This window comes from Cysteiniphilum litorale (assembly GCF_003428165.1).
GTDB lineage: Bacteria > Pseudomonadota > Gammaproteobacteria > Francisellales > Francisellaceae > Caedibacter > Caedibacter litoralis.
Genome location: NZ_QLIQ01000093.1, coordinates 1 through 3,226, shown reverse-complemented (window position 1 = coordinate 3,226; position 3,226 = coordinate 1). Strand labels below are relative to the sequence as shown.

The 3,226-nt window shown below is 36.1% G+C and carries 4 protein-coding genes; 2 read left to right on the top strand and 2 right to left on the bottom strand.

The window, feature by feature from the left end:
• Nucleotides 1-120: 120 nt before the first annotated feature.
• Both DNJ75_RS14490 and DNJ75_RS14485 read right to left on the bottom strand, forming a co-directional pair.
• Nucleotides 121-921: a helix-turn-helix transcriptional regulator gene (locus tag DNJ75_RS14490; protein WP_117004147.1), complete on the bottom strand. Its 801-nt coding sequence runs from the start codon at nt 919-921 to the stop codon at nt 121-123.
• On the bottom strand, nt 902-1,711 hold the full coding sequence (locus DNJ75_RS14485) for a class I SAM-dependent methyltransferase (RefSeq protein WP_117004146.1): 810 nt from the start codon (nt 1,709-1,711) through the stop codon (nt 902-904). The genes DNJ75_RS14490 and DNJ75_RS14485 overlap by 20 nt, the downstream gene beginning before the upstream one ends.
• Nucleotides 1,712-2,124: 413 nt before the next feature.
• On the opposite strand from DNJ75_RS14485, the gene DNJ75_RS14480 reads away from it, so the two are divergent.
• Nucleotides 2,125-3,006, top strand: coding sequence for a conserved phage C-terminal domain-containing protein (locus tag DNJ75_RS14480; protein ID WP_117004145.1), 882 nt, complete (start codon nt 2,125-2,127; stop codon nt 3,004-3,006).
• Nucleotides 3,007-3,016: 10 nt separating this feature from the next.
• Complete coding sequence (locus DNJ75_RS14475; RefSeq protein WP_117004144.1) at nt 3,017-3,217, top strand: hypothetical protein; 201 nt, start codon at nt 3,017-3,019, stop codon at nt 3,215-3,217.
• Nucleotides 3,218-3,226: the final 9 nt, after the last annotated feature.

Sequence of the window (3,226 nt, the reverse complement as noted above, 5' to 3'; positions counted from 1 at the left end):
TGGGTGTAAAGTATGCAAAGATTGCGAAGTCATAGTATTCGATACCTGCCCCACAGCCTGAAATTGCTAGAGTTTTTATTTGTTTAAGATTCATCTATTATTCTCCCCTAGGTGATTGCTTTAAATAATAAGGTTCTGCTGTCGTGCTATTCTAACTGCTTCATTTGTAGTTTGCGCATTAAGTGAAGAGCGAGCTGACTTGGTATAACTATTAATGGTGTAGGTTTTATAACCTGTAGTTTTTGATATTTCTGTGACGGTTAACCCTCTGGAATAAAGGTGGAGGCAAGTTAGTTCTCCATCAGATAATTTTGGCACGTTTATATTATCAACTTCACAATTGTTAAAAATGTATTTTAAGTAGCTGTTTTGGTGCTTTAGGCAACTATTTTTAAGCCTTATGTCTTGATCCAAAATAAGAGGTTTTAATTGTTGAATACACATTGCAACTATAGAGTTGATTTTGGCTAATTGATGGCTTTGGACTGTGCTGTGTGCTTTATTGGCATGACATCCTAAAATGTATGTAAACCTAAAAGTTCCATCATACACAGAAAACCCAAAAGAGTTATAAATTTGAAATCTTTCAATAAGAAGTGTTTGAAATAAATCCGTGTCATTACTTTTTAAAAATGAGTAAGGCTTGCCTGCATCAATGATTTGCTCATATGATTGATCAATACGCCATATTTTAGTTAAGTTATATGGTACAATAATTTTGGCTGGGGTATTAGAAATAAAAATGCTAGTGTTGCCGTAATCAACTCTAATCGTCATGTACTCGAATTTATAAGGCATTTTAGGTAACAGTTGTTCAAATATATCTTTAATCAATTTCGCATACCTAAGCGATAAAATATTTCCATGTTGGGTTTCATCAATGTTTTTTAAATCAAAGTCATTAATTAGTGATAGTTTCATATTCCTTTATGATATCAATTTCGATCCTATTAAAGGGTATCTTAAAGCATCCTTTACTATCTGGGCAAGCATGTTTATGTAAACTAGTTACATTCCTTATATACAGGTCAGTAAACTCATCAAGAAACTCGCATCGTAAATGATTTGGGATATTATTTACATGAGGTAGCCAAGCGCCTATAAAATCAGTGAAGTCTTTTTTACTCTTGTAGAGCACAAATTCGGTTGGAGATTTTGCTAGGTGATTTATTTTAAAATTTAAACCATCAAATATTTGTTGATATGTTTCAACTTGATGATCGAAATATGGTGATTCAAAAGCTCTTGAAAAGTATTGAGAATAACGTTTAAGTTCAATAACTTGTTGTAATGCACTTAGCTGAATTTTGCAAACAGGATAAAGAAAGCCCAAGAAACGACCCCCATTTTTGAGGTTTTGTTTAACTTTTGAAAAGAGAGCATATTGGTCTTCAATCCAGTGCGCGGTACTAAAGCATGTGATCAAATCAAATTGACCAATAGTTGCAAGCTTTGTAGCATCGGCTTGCATGAAATCAATATTTGCATAGTTCTTTTTTGCATATGATACCATTTCCTGAGAGATGTCAATCCCAATAACTTGAGATTCTGGGTATAGTCCCTTGAGTTTAGAGGTTAATTTCCCGTCGCCACTGCCTATATCTAAAATTGATGAAGCCATGGAATTATTAAGTCGCATAAAAATTGGATGCGCATGAACTGTTTGGGTGTTGTTTGCTTTGCTATATCGCTCTGGTTGAATATGAGACATATGGAGCTTTCCATTGCATAAAATAATGAGTTGAAGCAGTTTACCCTAATTTTAGGGTTTCAAGGAATACGTGATTTTTATAAATTTTGCATGTGCTGAAAAGAAGCACAAAGCAAGCGCTTGTTTTTTGTGATTATTAATAAAATGCTAAAAAGGATTAGTTATGACCTTGATTAATAAATTCGACTTGCTACAATCATTCGTGTCGGGAGTCGAAACCCGTAAACAAAAGCGTAATCATGCGACAAATGGTGTCAACAATTTAACTTTGGCAGCTTTGACTTCTCATTTCGTGGGTTGTCGGGTGGCGTGCAGGAATACAATACCCGTTAGGGAAATACTGCAGGCGTTTTCTTTTGTTAACGTTTCGACCCACCCGATCAATTCTCGATAAATAACAAAAGGAGTCTGGTATGTTAAATAAACGCTTTTATTGGCTTAAGCTTAAAGAAGGTTTTTTCTCCGAGCCAAAAATTAAAAAACTACGAAGAATCGCAGGCGGTGATACTTATACAGTAATTTTTCAGAAAATAATGCTTCTGTCGATTAAGAATCAAGGGTTCATCATATTTGAGGGAATAGAAAAAACCTTTGCTAATGAATTGGCTTTAATTATGGATGAGGATGAAGATAATGTTGAAGTTACGGTTGAATTTATGCTCCGCGCGGGGTTGCTTGAAGAAGTTGAACCGAGTAAGTTCTTAGTTACGTCTGTTCTCGATTTAATAGGCTCTGAATCAGAAAGTGCAGCAAGAGTAAGGAAGTATAGGGATCATAAAAAGAATGAAAAAAATTCCAAGGCGTTACAATGTAACATGGAGGTAACTCAGCAGAAACGTGGTAGTAACAAAAACGTAACGACAGATATAAGAGATAAGAAAGAAGATATAGATAATATAGATACTTCTAACGAAGTATCTTTGTCGGGCAAACCCGACGATGCGAATCAAAAAAGCTACCCATATGCTGAGATTGTCAACCACCTCAACCAGAAAACTGGCAGCAACTATCAATCAACCTGTAAAAAGACACGTGAGCTAATTCGCGCACGTTTTGCCGATGGGCATGACGTGGATGCGTTTAAACGCGCAGTTGATAATCAAGTCGCGCTTTGGTGGCACGATTTTAAAATGCGTCCATATTTGAGACCAGAGACATTATTCAGTCCGAAAATGGATGGCTACGCTAACGCCAACGTGACGCCAGAGCAGATAGCAGTTGCGCAGGGCAAAGTCGGTGAACCAATCGCTCGCGGTATGGAAGAAGGCACATTCAACATCAAAGCTATGTTTTAGGGAGAGTGTCATGTTAGATAAAATGATTTTTAGTTCATGGTTTACATTTCTTGAAAACCAATATGGTAAAAAAGACCAGAGTTTTAGAGAGATTAGGACTTACGCATTGATGGATGGCATGAATTTTGGTAGTAGCGATTCCATCGATGGTGCGAACTCAGTCACAAACTTAGCAATGACACTTTTAAATAACTCTCTGGATAACTCATAGCAGTTTTTC

What these genes read in the sequence shown, in the direction of transcription:
- DNJ75_RS14475 (WP_117004144.1), top strand. Translation starts at nt 3,017, where the DNA reads ATGTTAGATAAAATGATTTTTAGTTCATGGTTTACATTTCTTGAAAAC.
- DNJ75_RS14480 (WP_117004145.1), top strand. Translation starts at nt 2,125, where the DNA reads ATGTTAAATAAACGCTTTTATTGGCTTAAGCTTAAAGAAGGTTTTTTC.
- DNJ75_RS14490 (WP_117004147.1), bottom strand. Translation starts at nt 921, where the DNA reads ATGAAACTATCACTAATTAATGACTTTGATTTAAAAAACATTGATGAA.
- DNJ75_RS14485 (WP_117004146.1), bottom strand. Translation starts at nt 1,711, where the DNA reads ATGTCTCATATTCAACCAGAGCGATATAGCAAAGCAAACAACACCCAA.